Genomic DNA, 19827 nt, shown 5'->3' with positions numbered 1-19827 from the left:
CTTGTCCTGCACTGCGGCAGCCTTGCGGTCTGGGGCTTCGGGTTGGTCCATCCGTGCACTCTCAGCCTTGCTCGCTCCGCGCGCTACCCGGGCTTCACCGGCTTGACGATGTTGTCAATGCCGGGGGGCTGAATACGTACCTGCTGGCTGAGCCACGCCGCGAGCGCCTGCGCGATGGCGAGCGCCTCGGGCTGGTTGGCGGAAACGAGGATCTCGCGCGGCGCCGGCATCTGCTGCGCCGTACCGTGGCCTAGCGTCTGCCACATCGCGGGCGTGTAGGCGACTGGCGCCAGCGCAGGCAGCTTGTCCTCCGCCCTCGGACTGACGAAGCGATCGGCTAGCGTACGTGCATAGGCATCGACACGTGGCACGGCGTCCGGGACCGCGCAGCCGAGCACCGCCACAGCCTGCGGCGGCGCGGCGCCCCAGCGATGCACCCGCCCGTCCTTGCCCGCCGCGAACAAGGCGGAACCATCGGCGGCGAACCGGGCCTGGATATCGCCCCCGGCCAGCGTCGGCGCCGTCACGGCCGTGACCAGATCGCCGGTCAGCACGTCCCACACCTGCAAGCGCCCTGCCGCATCGGCGGCGAGCACACGCTGGCCGTCGGTGGAATAGGCGACGCTGTGCCACGCTGTCGTGCCGGTGGCCAGGGTCTTGATCTGCTTAGCTGTGGTGACGTCCCAGAGGACGATACGGCCATCGGTGCCCGCCGAGGCGAGTTGGCGGCCATCCGGCGAGTACGTGATCGCAGTGATGCCCGCTTGTGCCCATTCGGTCGAAGAAATCGCCGTGGCCTGATTTGTCAAAACAGCCCCAGGGCGCCCCACAACGGCCGTGCTCACCGTGTCGGAGCGGGCAACAACAGTCGTCAGGGTGATTCGACCATTCGCAAACTGCGCCACCTGCAGGCCATCGGGACGGGTGGCGCGAGTGGATTCCACCGACTCGGCGCACCAGCCGTCTCCAACGATCGCCGCGCCCGTCGAAGCCCGCCAGCGCCGCACCGTGTCGTCCACGCTGCGGGTGCAGACCAGCCAGCCGTCCGCGCTGACCCCGAACGCCTTGACCGCCCCCGCACCGGCAGGCCACTGCTGCGCGACCACGGCTGTCATTTCCTTGCCCGGCCCGACGCGATCCCACACCCCCGGCAACGCCGCCACGCCCGCCAGCAACGGCAGCACCGCCGCCACCTCCACCCAGCCCCGCAACCCCAGCAACGCCGACCCATGCCGGAACAAACCGCGCTTGAACACCTCCGGCAGCCGCTGCACCAGCTTCGACGCCAGCGCCGGCTCCAGAAAGCGCACCAGCAGCAGATCCCGCGCCACGCCACGCCGCCCGTTCAACCAGCGTTTCAGCAACGCGGCGCGGGTCCGGCTGATGCGGGCCAGCACCTCGCCGCCCTCGTCCGCCACGGTCGGGTCCACCGCCGTGGTCAGCCGCGCCAGCACCTGCGCCCGCAGATCCGCCAGCGTCACATCGTCCATCTCCGCCAGCAGCACCTCGCGCAACCACCCCGGCATCCGCCCCTGCCGAAACCACGGCAACGCCCCCAAGGCCGCCAGCCCGACCGCCCGCTCGCCGTCGTCCTCGATCAGCTTGCGCCCCAAGGCCAACGTCAGCGGCCAAGCAAGCGCCGGAAACACCGCGCACGCCGCCAGCCACTGCATCCGCTTCGGCCCCAGGTAGCCGCGCAGCTCGTGCAGCAACTGCGCAAGCACGTCGTCCGGTGGCGCCACCCGCCGCACTGCCCAGTCGAGTTCCTGCCCCTTGATGAGCGGCGGAAAGCGGAATGGCGCCTGCGGGTGCTGAACCAGCCGCGCACGGCCCGATCCCAGCCAATCGGCCAGCGTGGTCAGCGCGGCGTCCTCCATCGGCAGCAGCAGGAAATCCAGCCCCGCCGCCTCCGCCACCCATGCCTCGGCGCGTGCCCAGTTCGCCACCGGCAGCGGCGTGAACCAGGCGCGCTGGGCGAAGTGGTGCCGCGCCGCCATCGCCCAGGGCTGCACCTCGCCCGTGTCGGGGTCGAGCGCGCTGCGGGCGTCGCCGAACACCAGCAGCCGGTGCCGGGCAAAGCGCACCTGCAAGCTGGCGAAACTCACGCGGTCCTGCACCGGCCGCACGCCGCCCGCCTCTCCCGCCCGACCGAGCCGCCAGACGCCGTACTGCGGGCTGTGCGCGTAGAAGAACAACTCGACCACGACGCCCCGCGCCTGCAGGGCCTGCACCACCGCTTCGTGATAGCGCGCCTGGTGGTCGTCGCTGCTGGCGCGCTCGACTAGCGCGAGGTATTCGGGCGTTTCCTGCGCAGCCCGCATCACCGGCTGCAGCGCCACGCCCCCTTGCCGGATCGTCGCCGCGATCGTGGCCCGCACGTCCAGCACCGTCCGGCCGCCGTCCATCCGCTGCCGCAACGCCCGCGTCACCGGCATCAGCACGGCAGGCGCAGGCCCGACCGGCGCCACCTCCTGCTCAGCGTCGCGCAGCAGGCGTTCTTCCACCGGGTCGCGGTCGGTGTAAGCCGCTTCGAGATACGGGCGCCGCCGTTGCCAGTGCCGCCACAGCCGCCAGACCAGGAACGCCAGCGCCAGCCCGCCGAGTGCCGCCAGCGACCAGCGCAGCGGCGCGGCCCACGCGGGCAGCGTCGGCAAGGCCCACTGCAGCGGGCGTTGCGGCACGTACACCGGCTGCGGGACCGCCGAGGCGCTTACCTCGAAGACAAGAGCGTTGGGGGAATCGCCAATCTGAAGAGTTACGCCAGAGGCAGGCGCAGATGCAGCCGGCTCCTGTGTGACCGCGCCAGTCCCTGTGAGCAGCTTGCCGCCAAACGCCAGCCATCCCACCGCGAGCAGCAGCGCCAGCACCAAGCCGGCAAACCAGATCCACGCCACCCGAACGCGCCGGGCATCGTCCGCATCCCCTGCGCCACGCCAGCCGCCTGACGCCTCCGCTGGGTCGCCCATGCCCGCACGCCCCACCTCGTCCACCAGCCGCGCATAGTCCCGCTGCTGCTGCGGACTCCCGCACACCAGCGGCCCGATCAGGCGCAGCCGCTCCACCCGATCCGCCGGCAATCGCCCCTGCACCGCCAGCCGCAGCAGCAGCGCGTTCGCCAGCAGCCGCTCGCGCACGCCAGCGCGCAGTCCGGCCCTGGCGAGCTGATCGAACCAGTCGCTCAGGAACAGATCGGAACCGGAATCGGAGGCAGCCGTTTGCACAGGGATTCGCGCTGCGTCAGCCCGCCGATGGCGCCACCTTGGACAACAGGCCCAGCGCGAGCGCGAGATCGCCCGAGGTCTTGGCCAGCGTCCCGATGCAGGCGCGGGCGTCCTCCAGCGGCAGCGGCCCGTTCCAGTCGATGCGGCTCGCCAGCGCCTGCATCCAGTCCAGCAGTTCCGACGTGGACGGCTTCTTCTCGATGCGCCCGTTGCGCCGCAGATCGAGGAACACCTTCAACGCCTCGCCATACGCATTCCCGCTGCCTGCATGCACCGCTTGCAGCCGGCGCTCCAGGATCCGCTCGATCCACGCCCGAGCCTCGGCCTCGTCGGACGGCATCTCGATGTGGTGGTAGACGCAGCGACGCAGGAACGCTTCCGGCAACTGTTTCTCCGAATTGCTGGTGATGACGATGATCGGCGCGTGCGCGGGGTTGGCCACCAGCTCGCCGGCCTGCAACTCCGGCACGTCAAAGCGCAGCTCCTCCACCGCCGCCAGCAGATCGTTCGGGAAATCGCGCGGGGCCTTGTCGATCTCGTCGATCAGCACCACGCTGCGCCGGGGAGGAATCGCCAGACTGTTCCGAATCGCCGTCCCCAGCGCCCGGTAGCGCACGAACTCGCTCGGATCCGGCGACGGCAGCCCTCTCGCCGCCGCCAGTTGAGACTCAGCGAAGTGCCGCACGCTGTCGAACTGATAGAACAGGTCCGCCGCCACGCTCGACGACCGCGCATCGAAGCGCAGCGGCTCGCCCAGCTCCAACTCATGCGACAGCCGCCGCGCCAGTTGTGTCTTGCCCGTGCCCGGCTCGCCCGTCAGCAGCAGCGGGCGGCCCAGCGTCAGCGCCACGTTGACGGCATTGACCAGATCCGGGCCTGCTTCGTACTCGGCAGGATGGATCAGATCAGGGCGACCGCTGTACCGTCCGGCGGGCGGTCGGTAGGACGGTATCGGGCCGCTGCCCTTGAAGCGAAGATGGGTCATGGTCGCAATTCCAGGGTTTCCAGAGGTTCAACGCGTTCGGGACATCAGCGGTTTGACAAGCTTGGCGAAATCGCCCAGCCGCAGTTCGGGCGCAGTCGGCTGCCTCCAGGGCCGCAGCCAGTCCAGCGCAGCGCGGGCAGGCGGATCGAAGTAGGGGCGACACGCCTCGTTCAGGGCATCCGGGCAGACGCGGTGCTGCGCATCAAAATCGTCTCGCCACTTGACCACATGATCCCGCGTCAACGCCGCAGGCGGATCAAGCTCCCTCAGCCAGACCCGCTGACCGCTGGGGGGCGTCGAACCCACGAGGCTCGGGATGGCTTTCGGAGGGTGCTTGCGCGGCATCTCCAGTTTCAGGTCGATGATCAGTCCCGCACTGGACGGTCCCACCAACGCCGCCACCGACTCCAGAAACTGCATGAACGGTTTCAGGAGAGCGCCCGAATCCTTCGGCGTGAGCGTCCCATGCAGATGTGGGGTGCTATGGCGTCCACGCAGGGCATCGGCCAGTTGGGCAGGTGCAGCCTCTGTCCGGCGTGGAGGTGGTGGCAGTTGCAACGCCTCGAATAGCCGCGCCACACACAACGGAAGCAGATCCTCACCTTCCGGGTCCGGCCAGTGCAAAGGCCCACGCTCCCCCAGCGCCGGCAGCACAGGGACCAGCCCGTTGCACCGCAGCCGCCCGCCGAGTGTGGTCAAGCCATCTTGCTCATGACCGCGATACAGCACGACCAACGCCCAGCCGGCCTGATCTCGCCAGTCCCGCACCAGTTTTCGATAGGCAGTCTCCAGCGGCTGCTGATCGCAGAAGTACGGCAATAGATCCGGCGCAATGGACGGCGGGCGAAAACCAGCGCCCAAGGCCTCCGGCACCGCGGGCCGTTCACAGGGCAGGAACCGCTCCAGGAACGTCAGCAGGTTCTCGCCGACTTTCTCCCAAGCCGATTCAACATTGGGCCACGTACTGATCGCCTGCACATTGTTGCCAGCACCCATCGGCAGCCCACCGGAGTGGAAATCTCCCAGTGTCGGTCTCGGCTGATCGTCGAAGACCCGACGCTCGATCCAGCGCGTCGTTGGATGCACGAGCACCGGCACAACAGGGACTCCGCGTTTCACGACGGTCTGCAATTCGGTCGGAATGCAGTGCCCGGAGACCAGCGCGTGGCTGCTCACCAGCAGGATGAAGACCTCGCATTCGTCCAGCGCCCTGGCAATCGCGTGTGACCAGCTTTCGACCTGTAGGAGTCGGTCCGCGTCATAGAAAATCTGCTCGGTCGTGAGGGAAACGCCGCGACCGCGTAGCAGCGGGAGCAGATTTTTCAGCTCCTGCATGAACCGCTTCGGCCAGCCACCGTCCATCTCGTCGCGGTGGGCATACGACACGAACACCCGGCATGGCAAGCCCGTACCGATGCCAAGATTCCCGCACTGCGCCACCGTCATTCCCCCTGCTGTTGTGCCGGGATTCTAAAGTTTCCACGGTACCCGTCATTCCGGGCAATCACGGTGTATCGACAATGTTGCGACAACTTAGCAGGCCCGCCACAATCCCCACCCAGATCCGCCCGACACGAAAGCCCGCCCATGCAAGTCGCCGTCAAGAAATGGGGCAACAGCGCCTCGGTGCGCCTGCCCGCCGCCATCATGGAAGCTGCTCACCTCAAGCTGGACGACACCGTGGACGTCCGCGAGGAAGGTGGCGTCATCATCATCACCCCGGTGCGGCCGGCCCCTTGTGACCTGGACGAACTGCTCGCCGGGATCACCCCCGAGAACCAGCACGGCGCGGTTGATTTCGGCCCGGCGGTCGGCCGAGAGGCGTTCTGATGCCATCCAGGCGCCAGGTGCCCGAGGCGGGCGACATCGTCTGGCTGCAGTTCGATCCGCAGGCCGGTCATGAACAGGCCGGACACCGTCCGGCGCTGGTGCTCAGTCCGGCGGCGTACAACGGGAAGACCGGGTTGATGCTGTGCTGCCCGATGACGACCCAGATCAAGGGCTATCCGTTCGAGGTCCGGATCACGGGCGCGAAACCGGGTGCAGTGCTCGCCGATCAGGTCAAGAGCGTCGACTGGATGGCGCGGCAGGCCGTGCGCAAGGGCCAGGTGTCCGCGGAGGAACTGGCCGAAGTTCGCAGCAAGGCGGCTGCGCTGCTCGGAATCCGCTGAAGCAGGCAGCCGCCAAACGGGACGCGAGCGCGCAGATCAGACCGCAGCAGCCTTCGCTTTCTTCGCCACCAGCGTCAGGATGTCATAGCTCGCCACCAGCTCCCCATGCTGGTTGCTGACCTCCACATCCCACGCCACCACGCCCTGCCCGACCCCGCTCGGATCGACCCGGTTGCGGTCGATCTTGCGCTTGCAGGTCAGCCGCGCCCGGATCGTGTCGCCGATGGCCACCGGCTTGACGAAGCGCAGCGTGTCCAGCCCGTAGTTGGCCAGCACCGGTCCCGGCGCGGGCGAGACGAACAGCCCGGCGGCGGCCGACAGCACGAAGTAGCCGTGCGCGATGCGCTGGCCGAACTGCGTCTCCTTGGCGGCAATCTCGTCGAAGTGCATGTAGAAGTAGTCGCCCGAGATGCCGCCGAAGTTGACGATGTCGGCCTCGCCCACCGTGCGGCGGTGGGTCAGCAGCGACTCGCCGATCTGCAGCTCCTCGAAATGGCGACGGAACGGATGCACCTCGGTCTCGATCACCTTGGCACCGCGGACATGCTCGCCTGTGACTGCGGCCAGCATCGTCGGCGAACCTTGCACCGCCGTGCGCTGCAGGTAATGTTTCACCGCGCGCACGCCGCCGAGTTCCTCGCCACCACCGGCGCGACCTGGGCCGCCGTGCTTCAGCACGGGCAGCGGCGAGCCGTGGCCCGTCGATTCCACCGCCGATTCGCGGTCGAGGATGTGCAGCCGGCCATGCAGCGCCGCCGCTTCCGGGATCACGCGCGCAGCGATCTGCGGATCACGTGTCACCAGCGTCGCCACCAGCGAACCACGCCCACGCGCGGCCAGCGCCAGCGCCTCGTCGATGCCGTCATAGGCCATCAGCGTGCTGACCGGGCCGAAGGCTTCGACGTCGTGGACCGCGTCGTGCGCCAGCGGTTGACGGCACAGCAGCAGCGTCGGGGCGAAGAACGCCCCACCCGCCGTGCCTTCGCCGACCGGGCGGACCGCGTCCACGCCGCCGCAGACCAGCTCGGCGCCGTCCGCCAGCAGCATCGCCACGCGCTCGGCCACGTCGGCCTGCTGCGCGTGCGAGGCCAGCGCGCCCATGCGAACGCCCTCGACCGAAGGATCCCCGACGACCACCTTGGCCAGCCGCGCCTGCAGCCGCTCGGCGACGGCCTCCAGGTGCTGGCGCGGCACGATGGCGCGGCGGATCGCGGTGCATTTCTGGCCCGCCTTGACCGTCATCTCACGGGCGACTTCCTTGACGAAGAGGTCGAACTCCTCGTCGTCCGGCGTCACGTCCGGGGCCAGGATGGCGCAGTTGAGCGAGTCGGCCTCGGCGTTGAACGGGACCGAGTTCCGGACGAGGTTCGGGTGGACACGCAGCCGCGCCGCCGTGTCCGCCGAGCCAGTGAAGGTGACCACGTCTTGGCCGTTCAGGCGGTCGAGCAGGTCGCCCGTGCCGCCGATGACGAGTTGCAGCGCGCCCTCCGGCAGGATCCCGGACTCGGCGATCAGCCGCACCGCCGCTTCGGTGACGTAGCTGGTCGCCGTCGCCGGCTTGCCGATGCAGGGCATCCCCGCCAGGAAGCTCGGCGCGAACTTCTCCAGCAGGCCCCAGACGGGGAAGTTGAAGGCGTTGATGTGGACCGCCACCCCGCGCCGCGGCACGAGGATGTGCGTCCCCGCGAAACCGCCCTTCTTGCCCAGCGGGATCACCGGGCCTTCGTGGACGACGTTGCCCGACGGCAGTTCGTTGCTGCCGAGGCCGGCGTAGGCGAACAGCGTGCCCGCGCCGCCTTCGATGTCGATCCACGAATCCGCCCGGGTCGCCCCGGTGTGCCCGGAGATGGCGTAGAGCGGCTCCTTGTGCTCCATCAGGAACTTGGCGAGCGCCTTCAGCCGCTGCGCGCGCTGCTGGAAATCCAGCGCCAGCAGGTTCGGCAGGCCGACGCGGCGGGCGTGGTCCACCGCCTCGGCGAAGTCGATCGCCTCGGCGTGCGTGTGCGCGACGACCTGCCCGCTGACCGCGCTGCACAGCGGCTGCGCAGCGTCCTGGCCGACCCAGCGGCCGGCGATGTGGCTCTGCAGCGTGGGTGCCATCACTGGGCCAGCTTCCAGGTACCGTTCTCGATCTTGACCATCACGCGGGCGCGCTGGTCGAGGCCGAGGTGGTCGGTGGCGGACATGTTGAAGATGCCATGCGCGCCCGGCACTTCCTTGACCTGCTCCAGCGCGTCGCGCAGCGCGGCACGGAAGGCCGGCGTTCCCGGCTGCGCCTTCTTCAGCGCGGCGGGCACGGCCGCGGCCATCAACACGCCGCTGTCCCAGGCGTGGCCGCCGAAGGTCGAGACGGTGCCCGCGCCGTAGGCCGCTTCATAGGCGGCGACATAGGCCGCCGCCGACTTCTTGACCGGGTGGCTGGCGGGCAACTGGCTGGCCACCAGCACGGGGCCGGCCGGCAGGTAGGTGCCTTCCACGTCCTTGCCGCCCACGCGCAGGAAGTCGGCGTTCGCCACACCGTGCGTCTGGTAGAACTTGCCGGTGTAGCCACGCTCCTTGAGCGACTTCTGCGGCAGCGCGGCGGGTGTGCCCGAACCGGCGACCAGCACCGCGTCCGGCTGCGCCGACATCAGCTTGAGCACCTGCCCGGTCACCGAGGTGTCGTTGCGGGCATAGCGCTCGCTGGCGACGATCCGCAGCCGCTTCAGCTCGGCCGCCTTGCTGAACTCCTGGAACCAGCCTTCGCCATAAGCATCTGCGAAGCCGATGAAGGCCACCGTCTTCACGCCGCTGTTGGCCATGTGCTCGGCGATCGCCAGCGACATCTGGATGTCGTTCTGCGGCGTCTTGAAGACCCAGCGCTTCTTGGCGTCCTGCGGCTCGACGATGCGGGCGGAGGCCGCCATCGAGATCATCGGCGTCTGCGATTCGGAGACCGCGTCGATCATCGCCAGCGAGTTCGGCGTGGTGGTCGAGCCGAGGATGATGTCGACCTTGTGCTCGGTGATGAGCTTGCGGGCGTTGGCGACGGCCGCGGTCGTGTCCGAGGCGTCGTCGAGCACGATGTAGTTGATCTTCTGGCCGGCGATGGTCTTGGGCATCAGCGCGACGGTGTTCTTCTCCGGAATGCCGAGCGAGGCGGCCGGGCCGGTGGCGGACACCGTGACACCGACGTTGATGTCGGCGAATGCGGCGGCGCTGGCGAGGGCAGCGGCGAGCAGGGTCAGGATCTTGTTGAGTTTCATCGGGGTGTCTCCTCGTGGGGTGGCTTGTGGGGAAGCGCTTGGGGGGGAATCTGGATGCGGTGGATACCGCCGAAGAACAGGTCGGCCACGATCGGCGCCATCTGGTCGTAGCCCAGCCGCCCGTCGGGCTTCAGCCAGGTGAACATCCAGTTGATCATGCCGAACAGCAGCATCGAGACCGGGGTGGCCAGGTGGGCCGCGTCGAACTCGGGGCGCAGCTCGACCAGCGTGCGGGCAAATCCGTCGACCACCTGCCGCTCCATGACCAGCACGCGCGCGCGGTCCTCGGGCTCCAGGAAGCGCACGTCCTCGGTCAGCACGCGGTGGGCGTGCTGGGCGCCGGCATATTCCTCGACGAAGCGCACGATGAGCCGATGCAGCCGCGCCTCGGCGGGCAGGCCTTCGGCTTCGATGGCACGCACCAGTTCGGCCAGCCGCGCCACATGCCCCTCGGCGATGTGGACCAGCAGCGCGTACTTGTCGCGGTAGTAGTGGTAGAGCGTCGGCTTGGACAGCCCGCAGGCCTCGGCGAGCTGGTTCATGGACGTGGCCGGGTAGCCACGCTGCGAGAACAGCTCGGCTGCGTGCGCGAGGATCATCTCGCGCTGGTCGTCGTAGGCAGGGGATCGGGTGCGGGCCACAGGCAGGGGGACTGACGGTTCAGGTCAGCTCAGCGTTCGTCGTAGGAGAGCACGACCCGCTCCGTCAAGGGATGCGACTGGCAGGTCAGCACGAAGCCGGCAGCCACCTCGCTGGCATCGAGCGCGAAGTTGCGGTCCATGCGCACCTGGCCCTCCAGCACCTTGGCCCGGCAGGTGCAGCATACCCCCGACTTGCACGAGAACGGCACGTCCAGCCCGGCCGCCGCCGCCGCGTCCAGGATGCTGGGATCGGTCTTTCGGAAGGCGATTTCGCGCTTCAGACCGTCACGGATGATGACGACGATGGCGTTGTCGGCGTCTTCGGGGCGGACCTCGTGGACGGGCGCCGCACCCGGTTTCGCGGCCGGCACGCCGAAGCGCTCGACATGGATCCGCTCCGTCGCGACACCGGCCGTCTTCAGCGCGGTTTCCACATCGTCGTTGAAGCTGTACGGCCCGCAGACGAAGACCTCGTCGATCGACGCCGCCGGCACCAGCACGCGCAGGAAGATGGCGAGCTTGTCCGCATCGAGCCGGCCGGTGTTGAGCGGCGTGTCGGTGTGCTCGTCGGAGAAGACGTTGTGCAGCACCAGGCGCGTGAGGTAGCGGTTCTTCAGGTCCTCGATCTCCTCCTTGAACATCGTGGACTTCTGGCTGCGGTTGCCATAGATCAGCGTGAAGGTGCTGTGCGGCTCGCGGGCCAGCACGCTCTTCATCAGCGACAGGATCGGCGTGATGCCGCTGCCGCCCGCGATGCCGACGACGTGGCGGCGCGCCGCCGCGTCCAGCGGCACCGTGAAATGGCCCTGCGGCGGATAGACCTCCAGCGTGTCGCCCGGCTGCAGCCGCTCGTTGACCCAGGTCGAGAACACGCCGCCGGGCACCTTGCGCACACCGACGCGCAGCGCGGCGTCGTCCAGCCCCGCGCAGATCGAGTACGAGCGGCGCAGGTCCTGGCCGTCGATGTCACCACGCAGCGTCAGGTACTGGCCGGGCTGGAAGTGGAAGGTCTCGCGCAGAGCGTCGGGCACGTCGAAGGAGACCAGCACGGCCTCCTCGGTGTCGGCTTGCACGGCGCGCACGCGCAGCGGGTGGAAATGCAGACTCATGTCGGCCTCAGATCGGCTTGAAGTGTTCGAAAGGCTCGCGGCAGCTCAGGCAGCGGTAGAGCGCCTTGCACGCGGTCGAGCCGAAGGCGGACAGGCGCTCGGTCTGCGCACTGCCGCAGCGCGGGCAGGCGATAGCCACAGCGGCCGTGCGGCGCACCAGCCGGATCGGCACGTCCGCCCCAGGTGCGACCGGGCCGGGTGGCGCGATGCCGTACTCGCGCAGCTTGCGGCGGCCGTCCTCGCTGATCCAGTCGGTGGTCCAGGCCGGCGCGCGCTGCAGCGACAGGCGCACCGGGCCGAGGCCAGCGGCGACCAGCGCGGCGCGGGCGTCCTGCTCGATCTGCTCCGTGGCGGGGCAGCCGGAGTAGGTCGGCGTGAGCACGATCTCCAGCACGCCGTCCTCGCCGCGCCGCACGTCGCGCACGATGCCGAGGTCGCACAGCGAGATCGCCGGCACTTCGGGATCAGGCACCTCGTGCAGCACCGCCCAGGCGCGGGCGATGTCGCCGGACGCGTCCAGCGCCAGCGTGCTCACCACGCGCCCCCGGGATAGGCGCGCTGCAGGTACTGCATCTCGGTCAGGATGAAGCCCATGTGCTCGCTGTGCACGCCGCGCTTGCCGGTGGTCAGGAAGGTCGAGGCCTTGGGTGCTTGCAAGCCAGCATCGGCCAGCAGCTCGCCCATTGCCGCTTCCCAGTCGCCGCGCAGGTCCGACCAGCGCGGCCCCAGTCCACAGGCCGCTGCCGCCTCATCGACCGCATCGGCGTCGAACAGCTCGCTGCTGTAGCGCCAGAGTGCGTCGACTGCGGTGGCCATGCGGCGGTGCGATTCGTCGGTGCCGTCGCCCAGGCGCACGACCCAGTCGGCGGCGTGCTGCTCGTGGTAGCGGGCTTCCTTGACCGCCTTGCCGGCGATGCCTGCCAGCTCGCTGTCGCTGGAAGTCGCCAGCCGCGTCCACATCAGGCGCAGAAAGGTGGCGACCATCGCGTTGCGCAGCACCGTGAAGGCGAAGTCGCCGCGGGGCAGCTCGACCAGCGTGGCGTTCAGGTAATCGCGCTCCTCGCGCAGGAAGGCGAGCTGGTCCTCGTCGTGCAGCGGCGCACCGGCCGCAGCGCCGAGCTGGCCGGCGCGGGTCAGCAGCGCGCGCGACTGGCCGACCAGGTCGAGGGCCATGTTGGTCAGCGCGATGTCCTCTTCGAGGATGGGCGCGTGGCCGCACCACTCGCCCAGGCGCTGGCCCAGGATCAGGCAGGTGTCGCCCAGGCGCAGCAGGTACTGCACGGAAGGGTCGCGGCTCGGCTGAATGGAAGGCGTGCTCATGTCATGGATCCCTTGCGCGTCACATGTGGTCCACGGACTCGGGCAGCACGTAGAAGGTCGGGTGGCGGTAGACCTTGTCCTCCATCGGATCGAAGTACATGTCCTTGTCGCCCGGGTCGCTGGCGGTGATCTGGTCCGAGGGGACGACCCAGACGCTGGAGCCTTCCTGGCGGCGGGTGTAGACCTCGCGGGCCATCTGGATCGCCAGCTTGGCGTCGGGGGCGTGCAAACTGCCGCAGTGCTTGTGGTCCAGGCCCGCCTTGCTGCGGACGAAGACTTCCCAGAGGGGCCATTCGTTCTGGGTGCTGCTCGGGGTGCTGTTCTGCGTGCTCATGCTGCGGATGCCTTCAGAGGTTGGGTTTGCTTGCGGGCGTGGGCCAGCGCGGCGTCGCGGACCCAGGCGCCGTCGTCCCAGGCTTTGACGCGCATGCCCAGGCGTTCGCGGTTGCACGGCCCGTCGCCGCCGACCACGCGCCAGAACTCGGCCCAGTCGATGGTGCCGAAGTCGTGGTGGCCGCGCTCGGCGTTCCATTGCAGGTCCGGGTCGGGGAGCCGGATGCCGAGCAGCTCGGCCTGCGGCACGGTGGCGTCGATGAACTTCTGGCGCAGGTCGTCGTTGGAGATGCGCTTGATGCCCCAGCGCATCGACTGCGCCGAGTTGGGCGACTGGTCGTCCGGCGGGCCGAACATCATGATCGACGGCCACCACCAGCGGTTCACCGCGTCCTGCACCATCGCCTTCTGCGCCTCGGTGCCGTTCTGCATCATCACCAGCAGGCTGTCGTAGCCCTGGCGCTGGTGGAAGCTTTCCTCGCGGCAGATGCGCACCATCGCCCGCGCATACGGCGCGTAGCTGCAGCGGCAGATCGGCACCTGGTTCATGATCGCCGCGCCGTCCACCAGCCAGCCGATCACGCCGATGTCGGCCCAGGTCAGCGTCGGGTAGTTGAAGATCGAGCTGTACTTGGCCTTGCCGGTGTGCAGCGCGTCGAAGAGCTGGTCGCGGCTGGTGCCCAGCGTCTCGGCGGCGGCGTAGAGGTAGAGACCGTGGCCCCCTTCGTCCTGCACCTTGGCCATCAGGATCGCCTTGCGCTTCAAGGTCGGGGCGCGGGTGATCCAGTTGCCTTCGGGCAGCATCCCGACGATCTCGGAGTGCGCGTGCTGGCTGATCTGGCGCACCAGGGTCTTGCGGTAGTGCGCGGGCATCCAGTCCTTGGCCTCGATGAAGCCGCCGTCGTCGATGCGGGCGTCGAAGCGCGCTTCGAGCTGCGCTTCCTCGGCCGAGCGGACCGCCTTGGGGCCGCCTTCTTCGCGGCCCATCGTGTCCATCGCCTGTGTGTACATGGGGATTCCTTTCAGTGCCGGGTTCAGCGCTTGCGTTGGTCGATGACGCGGCGCGCCTTGCCCACCAGCGTACGCTCGATCGAATCGGTGGGCAGCACGTCGACCTTGGTCGAGATGCCCACCAGCGTCTTGATGCGGTGCGTGACCCACTGGGTGACGGCCTGGTGTTCCTCGGCGCTCAGCACCACGCCGGGCTGCAGCTCGCAGCGCACACCGACCTGGTCCAGCGCGCCCTCGCGGCTGACCTGGATCTGGTACTGGCCCGAGAGCTGCGGATGCGCCAGCACGATCTCCTCGATCTGGGTCGGGAAGACGTTGACGCCGCGGATGATGAGCATGTCGTCGCTGCGGCCGACGATCTTGCCGATGCGGCGGAACGAGCGCGACGTGGGTGGCAGCAGCCGGGTCAGGTCGCGGGTGCGGTAGCGGATGACCGGCAGCGCTTCCTTGGTCAGCGTCGTGAAGACCAGTTCGCCCTCAGAGCCGTCGGGCAACACTTCGCCGGTCTCCGGGTCGATGATCTCGGGATAGAAATGGTCCTCCCAGATGACCGGGCCATCCTTGGACTCGATGCACTCGCTGGCCACGCCCGGCCCCATCACCTCGGACAAGCCGTAGATGTCCACCGCGTCGATGCCGGCCTTGCCCTCGATCTCACGCCGCATGGCTTCGGTCCACGGCTCGGCGCCGAAGATGCCGACCTTCAGCGAGGACTGCACCGGGTCGAGCCCCTGGCGCACGAACTCCTCGACGATCACCTGCATGTAGCTGGGGGTGACCATGATGATGTCGGGCTGGAAGTCGGTGATGAGCTGGACCTGCTTTTCGGTCTGGCCGCCGGACATGGGAATCACCGTGCAGCCGAGCCGCTCGGCGCCGTAGTGCGCACCCAGGCCGCCGGTGAACAGGCCGTAGCCATAGGCGATGTGGACGATGTCGCCCGCCCGGCCGCCCGCGGCGCGGATCGAGCGCGCCACCAGATCCGCCCAGCGGTCGATGTCGCCCTTGGTGTAGCCGACGACGGTGGGCTTGCCGGTCGTGCCCGACGAGGCATGGACCCGCGCCACCTGCGTGCGCGGCACGGCGAACAGGCCGAACGGGTAGTTGTCGCGCAGATCCTTCTTGGTCGTGAACGGAAACTTCGCGAGGTCGGCCAGCGTCTTCAGGTCGCTCGGGTGCACGCCCTTGGCGTCGAACGCGGCGCGGTAGTGCGGCACGTTGTCATAGGCGTGCTGCAGCGTCCAGCGCAGGCGGTCGAGCTGCAGCGTGGCGACCTCGTCGCGGCTGGCGGTCTCGATCGGTTCCAGCTCACCGGGGGCGGGTTGGCGCACGGGCATGGGCAGGGTCTCCAGGTCTTGTCGGTCGGAATTCAGGCGGCGGGCGGCACGGTCGGCCGGCCCTTCATGCGGTACGATCGGCCGCGGAACACGGCGATGCGCTCGCCGCGCTGGTTGCTCACGTTCACGTCGTACACGCCAGTGCGGCCGGCGAGCGAAACCTCTTCCGCCACCGCGGTGAGCACGTCGCCCTCGCGGCCGGGCGCGACGAAGTCCACCGACAAGCCAGACGCGACGCTCAGCTCGTTGTACGAGTTGCAGGCGTAGGCGAAGGCCGAATCCGCCAGCGTCGTGATCAGCCCGCCGTGGCAGATGGCGAAGCCGTTGAGCATGTCGGGGCGCACGGTCATCGCCATCGTGGCGCGGCCCGGGGCGATGTGCAGGACGTGGATGCCCAGCGCCTGGCAGGCCTGGTCGTTGGCCATCATCCCGGTGCCAACGAAATCGGCGGTGTCTTGAGTCGTCATCGTGGTGGTCACGGTGTTTCAGCGGTCGGTGAAGGTCGGGGCGCGCTTGGCCACGAACGCGGCCACGCCTTCCTGGTAGTCGTGCGCGCTGCCGAAGTGGCGCTGCAGCGTGCACTCGGCGTCGAGCGCTTCGGAGAGGTCCATGCCCTGCGCGGCGTCCATCGCCTGCCGGGTGGCGACCAGCGCGGCGGTCGGCATCGCGGCGAGCTTCTGGGCCAGGGCTTGCGCGTCGGACTGCAGCGCGGCGTCGTCCACGCAGCGCCAGATCAGGCCGATCCGCTCGGCTTCAGCCGCCGGCAGCTTGTCGCCCAGCAGCGCCAGCCCGAGCGCCTGCGCCCGCCCGACCAGCCGCGGCAACAGCCACGTGCCCGCCGTGTCCGGCACCAGCCCGATCTTGGTGAACGCCTGGATGAAGCTGGCCGAGCGCCCCGCCAGCACGAGGTCACAGGCCAGCGCCAGATTCGCGCCCGCCCCCGCCGCCACGCCGTTGACCGCAGCGACCACCGGCACCGGCATCGAGCGCAGCCGCAGCACCAGCGGGCGGTAATAGTGTTCGATGACGTGGCCGAGATCCTTCGGCGGCGCGCCGGGTGTCAGGTCCGGCGCGACCACCGGGTCCGACAGATCCTGTCCCGAGCAGAACGCGCGCCCTGCCCCGGTCAGCACGACGCAGCGCACGCTGGCATCCGCCGCGGCATCGTCCAGCGCGGTGAACAATTCGCGGTGCAGCGCCGTGGTGAAGCTGTTGAGCGCCGCGGGACGGTTCAGCGTCAGCGTGAGTACCGGGCCTTCGCGGACTTGCAGCAGCAGTGGTTCAGACACGGGGAACTCCTTGATTGACCGACCGTTCGGTAGAGAATAAATTGAATCCCCTCCCCGTGCCACTCTGGAAATCCCCAACATGCCCTGCTACAGCCTCGAAGGCGTCACGCCCGTCGTCCATCCCAGCGCCTACGTCCACCCCACCGCCGTGCTGATCGGCGACGTGATTGTCGGCCCGGACTGCTACATCGGCCCCTGCGCCAGCCTGCGCGGCGACTTCGGGCGCATCGTGCTGCACCGCGGCGTGAACGTGCAGGACACCTGCGTCATCCACGGCTTCCCGAACCAGGACACCCTCGTCGAGGAAAACGGCCACATCGGCCACGGCGCCGTGCTGCACAGCTGCACCGTGCGGCGCGACGCGCTGGTCGGCATGAACGCGGTGGTGATGGACGAGGCAGAGGTGGGCGAGGCGGCGATCGTGGCGGCCTGTGCGTTCGTGCCGGCGGGCAAGACGGTGGCGCCACGCACGCTGGTGGTCGGCTCACCGGCACGCAAGCTGCGCGATCTGACGGACGACGAGGTGGCGTGGAAGCTCGAAGGCACCCGCACCTACCAGGAGCTGACGCGGCGGTGCATGGCGTCGATGGTGGAGGTCGCGCCGCTGCGCGAGGTGGATGCGGACCGGCCGCGGCTGCAGGGGTCGGTGGTGCAGTCGCTGATTGCGACGAAGCGGGGCTGAGTCGGCCTCGGGTGGTCGGCCGCTACACTGACCTCATGAGCACCGCCGCCCCCGCACTGCCCCGCCGCAAGCTGCCCATCGGGCTGCAGACACTCGACAAGCTGCGCAGCGAGGACTGCTACTACGTGGACAAGTCGGGTCTCGCCATCGACCTGATCGAGTCGGGGACGTACTTCTTTCTGAGTCGGCCACGCCGCTTCGGCAAGAGCCTGCTGGTGGACACCTTCAAGGAGCTTTTCGAGGGCAATCGGGCGCTGTTCGAAGGTCTGGCTGCCGAGACGCGCTGGGACTGGTCACGGCGCTACCCGGTCATCCGCATCAGCTTCTCGGGCGGTGTCTCGCTCGCCGGCACCGGTCTGGCGCAGCGCATTCGCGAGAACCTGCGCCTCAACCGCGTGGCACTCGGACTGTCGCGGCCGGAGGGGTTGCCCGAGGACGACCTGTCCGGCAATTTTGCTGACCTGATCCGCCAGGCCCACCTCAGCCGAGGCGAGCCGGCGGTGGTGCTGATCGACGAATACGACAAGCCCATCCTCGACAACATCGCCGACCCGCAGGCGGCCCAGGCCATGCGCGACGGCCTGCGGGATTTTTACGCCACCCTCAAGGACAGCGACCAGCACCTGCGGTTCGTGTTCCTGACCGGGGTGACCAAGTTCAGCAAGGTCAGCCTGTTCTCGGGCCTGAACAACCTGAAGGACATCACGCTGGACGCCCGCTGGAGCGCGCTGTGCGGCTACACCGATGCGGACATCGACACCGTCTTCGCGCCGGAGCTGCCGGGGTTGGACCGCGACGAGATCCGGCGCTGGTACAACGGCTACAACTGGGGCGGCACCCGCGTCTACAACCCCTTCGACGCGCTGCTGCTGTTCGACAACCGCCTGTTCAAACCGTACTGGTTCGAGACGGGCACCCCCACCTTCCTGGTCAAGGTGCTGGCCGCGCAGCAGTGGTTCACGCCCGATCTGGCGAGCCTGCAGGCCGACGAATCGCTGCTGATGAGCTTCGAGCTGGAACACATCGAGCCGGCCGCGCTGCTGTTCCAGAGCGGCTACCTCACCCTCCACGACACCCGGCAGCTTCGCAACCAGGACATCCTCTTCACGCTCGGCTACCCGAACCGCGAGGTCGAGGTGAGCCTGAACCGGGTGCTGCTGCCGAGCTACGGGGTGCCCGAGCGCCTTGGGCTGCAGTCGCGGCTGACACTGCTGGAGGCCCTGGGTCAGGTGGACATGCTGGCCATCGAGACCTCGCTGCGGGCACTGTTCGCCAGCATCCCGAGCGACTGGTACCGACGCAATCCGCTGGCCGGCTTCGAGGGCCATTACGCCAGCGTGTTCTACAGCCACCTGGCCGGACTGGGGCTGGACCTGCGAGTCGAGGACGCGACCAACCACGGGCGCATCGACCTGACCGTGACGCTGCCGGGACAGGTGTTCCTGTTCGAGTTCAAGGTCGTGGCGGACGCGCCCGAAGGCCATGCGCTGCAGCAGATCCGCGAGAAGGGTTACGCCGAGAAGTACCTGGGGCAAGGCGCGGACGTCCACCTGATCGGGGTCGAGTTCAGCCGGACGGCGCGCAATGTCGTCGGTTTCGAGGTCGAGACGATCACGGGGTGAATCGGGCAAGGCTGGCGGTCAAGGCGCGGGGAACACCTCAGCGCGCCGAGCGGCCGATCCCGCCAGTTCGGTTCATCCCCACGTCCGTGGGGAACACGGCGCACACCCGACCAGCTTCGCAATCGCCCGCGGTTCATCCCCACGCCCGTGGGGAACACGACGGTCATCTCGTGGTCACGGTAGCCGGGGGCGGTTCATCCCCACGCCCGTGGGGAACACGCTGCTGGACACGTCGCACCCCGTCGACCTGATGGTTCATCCCCACGCCCGTGGGGAACACCCGCACCAGCGCGCGCGCGTCGTAGTCCTGCGCGGTTCATCCCCACGCCCGTGGGGAACACATCGGCGCGCTGAAGAGGATCGGGCGTTCTTTCGGTTCATCCCCACGCCCGTGGGGAACACCGGATGACCGCGGCGCGCGAGGTGCTGGCCGACGGTTCATCCCCACGCCCGTGGGGAACACCTCCCCTCGCCGCTTGCGTCCCTGCGCCGGTCCGGTTCATCCCCACGCCCGTGGGGAACACTTGACGGCCAGCGTCAAAAGCTGGATGCCAGTCGGTTCATCCCCACGCCCGTGGGGAACACGGGTCACGATTATGGGTGGCACCAATGATGCGCGGTTCATCCCCACGCCCGTGGGGAACACACCGCAGCGGACAGGGTGAGGCGGCGGGGGGTCGGTTCATCCCCACGCCCGTGGGGAACACGCCATCATGCCAATGTCCTGGTCAAGTTATTTCGCACAGCCCGATAGGTTGTTTGATTGCCGATTGATGCTCGAAGGCATTGGGTGGCAAGTTGCCCAGTGTGGAGTGCAGACGCACGCTGTTGTAGAAGCTGACGATGTAGTCGGCGATGTCG

The 19827-nt window shown here is 68.7% G+C and carries 18 protein-coding genes and 1 CRISPR repeat array; of the genes, 4 read left to right on the top strand and 14 right to left on the bottom strand.

The genetic code is table 11. The annotated features are described in order from the left end of the window. Positions 1-83 precede the first annotated feature (83 nt). Genes AABN02_RS20935 through AABN02_RS20925 form a run of 3 tightly spaced genes read right to left on the bottom strand, consistent with a single transcriptional unit; the run spans position 84 to position 5652 of the window. On the bottom strand, positions 84-3221 hold the full coding sequence (locus AABN02_RS20935) for a hypothetical protein (protein WP_338416850.1): 3138 nt from the start codon (positions 3219-3221) through the stop codon (positions 84-86). A gap of 16 nt (positions 3222-3237) precedes the next feature. Then, entirely contained in the window at positions 3238-4206 is a 969-nt protein-coding gene (locus AABN02_RS20930; protein WP_338416849.1) for a MoxR family ATPase, read from the bottom strand. 27 nt (positions 4207-4233) lie between these two features. After that, positions 4234-5652 (bottom strand): toll/interleukin-1 receptor domain-containing protein, encoded by a 1419-nt coding sequence (locus tag AABN02_RS20925; protein ID WP_338416848.1) that lies wholly within the window; start codon positions 5650-5652, stop codon positions 4234-4236. A gap of 141 nt (positions 5653-5793) precedes the next feature. Here AABN02_RS20925 and AABN02_RS20920 point away from each other — a divergent pair, with 141 nt between their 5' ends. Both AABN02_RS20920 and mazF read left to right on the top strand, forming a co-directional pair. Next, a complete protein-coding gene (locus AABN02_RS20920; RefSeq protein ID WP_338416847.1) occupies positions 5794-6036 on the top strand; it encodes an AbrB/MazE/SpoVT family DNA-binding domain-containing protein in 243 nt (80 codons plus the stop codon). Further along, on the top strand, positions 6036-6377 hold the full coding sequence (mazF, locus tag AABN02_RS20915; RefSeq protein ID WP_338416846.1) for an endoribonuclease MazF: 342 nt from the start codon (positions 6036-6038) through the stop codon (positions 6375-6377). Before AABN02_RS20920 ends, mazF begins: the two co-directional genes overlap by 1 nt. 36 nt (positions 6378-6413) lie before the next feature. Here mazF and paaZ read toward each other — a convergent pair whose 3' ends face one another. Genes paaZ through AABN02_RS20860 form a run of 11 tightly spaced genes read right to left on the bottom strand, consistent with a single transcriptional unit; the run spans position 6414 to position 16662 of the window. After that, entirely contained in the window at positions 6414-8477 is a 2064-nt protein-coding gene (gene paaZ / locus AABN02_RS20910; protein ID WP_338416845.1) for a phenylacetic acid degradation bifunctional protein PaaZ, read from the bottom strand. Next, entirely contained in the window at positions 8477-9622 is a 1146-nt protein-coding gene (locus AABN02_RS20905) for an ABC transporter substrate-binding protein (RefSeq protein WP_338416844.1), read from the bottom strand. Before AABN02_RS20905 ends, paaZ begins: the two co-directional genes overlap by 1 nt. Further along, positions 9619-10263, bottom strand: coding sequence for a TetR/AcrR family transcriptional regulator (locus AABN02_RS20900; protein ID WP_338416843.1), 645 nt, complete (start codon positions 10261-10263; stop codon positions 9619-9621). The genes AABN02_RS20905 and AABN02_RS20900 overlap by 4 nt, the downstream gene beginning before the upstream one ends. A 29-nt stretch (positions 10264-10292) precedes the next feature. Continuing rightward, positions 10293-11372, bottom strand: a complete 1080-nt coding sequence (gene paaE / locus AABN02_RS20895) for a 1,2-phenylacetyl-CoA epoxidase subunit PaaE (protein WP_338416842.1) — start codon at positions 11370-11372, stop codon at positions 10293-10295. Between the two features lie 7 nt (positions 11373-11379). Next, positions 11380-11907: a 1,2-phenylacetyl-CoA epoxidase subunit PaaD gene (gene paaD / locus AABN02_RS20890; RefSeq protein ID WP_338416841.1), complete on the bottom strand. Its 528-nt coding sequence runs from the start codon at positions 11905-11907 to the stop codon at positions 11380-11382. Then, entirely contained in the window at positions 11904-12692 is a 789-nt protein-coding gene (gene paaC, locus AABN02_RS20885) for a 1,2-phenylacetyl-CoA epoxidase subunit PaaC (RefSeq protein ID WP_338416840.1), read from the bottom strand. Before paaC ends, paaD begins: the two co-directional genes overlap by 4 nt. A 19-nt stretch (positions 12693-12711) precedes the next feature. Beyond that, positions 12712-13026, bottom strand: coding sequence for a 1,2-phenylacetyl-CoA epoxidase subunit PaaB (paaB, locus tag AABN02_RS20880; RefSeq protein WP_338416839.1), 315 nt, complete (start codon positions 13024-13026; stop codon positions 12712-12714). Continuing rightward, entirely contained in the window at positions 13023-14036 is a 1014-nt protein-coding gene (gene paaA / locus AABN02_RS20875; RefSeq protein ID WP_338416838.1) for a 1,2-phenylacetyl-CoA epoxidase subunit PaaA, read from the bottom strand. The genes paaB and paaA overlap by 4 nt, the downstream gene beginning before the upstream one ends. A gap of 23 nt (positions 14037-14059) precedes the next feature. Continuing rightward, positions 14060-15373, bottom strand: coding sequence for a phenylacetate--CoA ligase PaaK (gene paaK / locus AABN02_RS20870; protein ID WP_338416837.1), 1314 nt, complete (start codon positions 15371-15373; stop codon positions 14060-14062). Positions 15374-15405: 32 nt separating this feature from the next. Beyond that, complete coding sequence (gene paaI, locus AABN02_RS20865; protein WP_338416836.1) at positions 15406-15840, bottom strand: hydroxyphenylacetyl-CoA thioesterase PaaI; 435 nt, start codon at positions 15838-15840, stop codon at positions 15406-15408. Positions 15841-15858: 18 nt separating this feature from the next. Beyond that, on the bottom strand, positions 15859-16662 hold the full coding sequence (locus tag AABN02_RS20860) for an enoyl-CoA hydratase-related protein (RefSeq protein WP_338416835.1): 804 nt from the start codon (positions 16660-16662) through the stop codon (positions 15859-15861). Between the two features lie 79 nt (positions 16663-16741). On the opposite strand from AABN02_RS20860, the gene AABN02_RS20855 reads away from it, so the two are divergent. Next, entirely contained in the window at positions 16742-17344 is a 603-nt protein-coding gene (locus tag AABN02_RS20855) for a phenylacetic acid degradation protein PaaY (protein WP_338416834.1), read from the top strand. Between the two features lie 35 nt (positions 17345-17379). Then, on the top strand, positions 17380-18966 hold the full coding sequence (locus AABN02_RS20850) for an ATP-binding protein (RefSeq protein WP_338416833.1): 1587 nt from the start codon (positions 17380-17382) through the stop codon (positions 18964-18966). Between the two features lie 68 nt (positions 18967-19034). Further along, positions 19035-19673: a CRISPR direct-repeat array (repeat unit 29 nt; unit sequence CGGTTCATCCCCACGCCCGTGGGGAACAC). Positions 19674-19827: the final 154 nt, after the last annotated feature.

It is taken from the genome of uncultured Sphaerotilus sp. (assembly GCF_963924895.1).
Classification (GTDB): Bacteria; Pseudomonadota; Gammaproteobacteria; order Burkholderiales; family Burkholderiaceae_C; genus Sphaerotilus.
The sequence above is the reverse complement of the archived record's forward strand: the minus strand, read 5'-3'. Positions and strand labels throughout refer to the sequence as shown.